Source organism: Dietzia sp. UBA5065, from assembly GCA_002415925.1.
In the GTDB taxonomy this organism is placed as follows: domain Bacteria; phylum Actinomycetota; class Actinomycetes; order Mycobacteriales; family Mycobacteriaceae; genus Dietzia.
Genome location: DIAZ01000072.1, coordinates 1 through 1,575, shown reverse-complemented (window position 1 = coordinate 1,575; position 1,575 = coordinate 1). Strand labels below are relative to the sequence as shown.

The 1,575-nt window shown below is 69.2% G+C and carries 1 protein-coding gene and 1 pseudogene; both read right to left on the bottom strand.

The window, feature by feature from the left end; genetic code table 11:
- Nucleotides 1-34: 34 nt before the first annotated feature.
- Nucleotides 35-1,258, bottom strand: a complete 1,224-nt coding sequence (locus tag B4M60_RS05285; protein WP_291080976.1) for an acyl-CoA dehydrogenase family protein — start codon at nt 1,256-1,258, stop codon at nt 35-37.
- 26 nt (nt 1,259-1,284) lie between these two features.
- Nucleotides 1,285-1,575 (bottom strand): annotated as a pseudogene (locus B4M60_RS05280) (phosphotransferase family protein); the annotation flags it as partial.

Here is a 1,575-nt window from a genome sequence, read left to right as displayed (position 1 = left end):
GCGACCTTGCCGTCGAGAAGTCGGGTGGGGGTGCTCATCGCGCGGCCTCCGTCGAGGGGGTGTACTTCTTCAGTTCCAGTCGGGCCATGGTGCGCAGGTGGACCTCGGTGGGTCCGTCCGCGATCTGCAGGGCGCGGGTCAGGGCGTAGAACCGGCCCAGGACGGTGTCGTCGCTGACCCCGGCCGCACCGTAGGTCTGCACGGCGCGGTCGACCACCCGGTGGGCGGTCTCCATCGCGGCGACCTTGATCGCGGCGACCTCCATGCGGGCGGCGGCGTTGCCCTGGGTGTCCATGAGCCAGGCGGCCTTGAACGTGATGAGCCGGATCTGATCGATCTCCACGCGGCTGCGGGCGATCCACTCCCGGACCACGCCGCGCTTGGCGAGCGGCTCGCCGAACGCGACGCGGTCGGTGGCTCGCTGGCACATCATCTGCAGCGCCCGCTCGGCGATGCCGATCGCGCGCATGGCGTAGTGCATGCGGCCGGGCCCGAGGCGGCCCTGGGCGATCTCGAATCCGCCGCCCTCCACGCCGAGCATGTTGGACGCCGGGACCCGGACGTCCTCGAAGAGCACCTCGCCGTGGCCCAGCCGGTCGTGGTAGCCGAACGTCGGCAGGTCGCGGACCACCGTGACACCCTCGGCGTCGGTCGGGACGAGGATCATCGACTGCTGGCGGTAGGTCGACGCGTCGGGGTCGGACTTGCCCATCACGATCATGAGCTTGCAGTCCGGGTCGAGCACGCCCGAGGCGTACCACTTGCGACCGTTGATCACGTACTCGTCGCCGTCACGGATGACGCTCGTGCACACGTTCGTGGCGTCCGAACTCGCCACCTCGGGCTCGGTCATGGCGAACGCCGACCGGATCTCGCAGTCCAGCAGCGGCCGCAGCCACTGCTCCTTCTGCTCGGGGGTGCCGTAGAGGGCGAGGATCTCCATGTTGCCGGTGTCGGGGGCCGAGCAGTTGATCGCCTCGTTGCCGATGAGCGAGCGACCGACGATCTCCGCCAGCGGCGCGTACTCGAGGTTGGTCAGGCCGGCGCCCAGGTTGTCGTGGGCCATGAAGAGGTTCCACAGTCCCTGGTCGCGGGCGGTGGCCTGCAGGTCGCGCATGACCTGGGGCTGCTCGTGCGGGTTCTCGTTCGCGGCGATCTGGGCGTTGTAGACGTCCTCGGCCGGGTAGACGTGTTCGTCCATGAACACGTGAAGCTTCTCGGCGAGCTCCGCCGTCCGCGGGGAATACGCGAAATCCATGGTTCTCTCGTTTCTCGGGTGTCGCGTCAGGCCAGCCGGTCGAGGCCGGTGACGATGAGCTGGCGGATGGTGTCGGGCAGGAGCTCCTGCGCCGGGTCGTGGTGTCGTCCCTCGCGGTGGCGCCGCAGGTTGTGCCCCATGATGGCCGCCATCTTGAACCTGCCCAGGGCGTCGAACCAGGTGAAGTCGGTGAGCGGGCCCGCCGCGGCGCTGTAGATGTCGATGAGCTCCTCCGCCGCAGGCAGACCGGGGACCTCGCGGCCCACGCCGGGGAAGTTCGAGCCGTCGGCAAACACGAGGAACCACCCGAGCTCGAC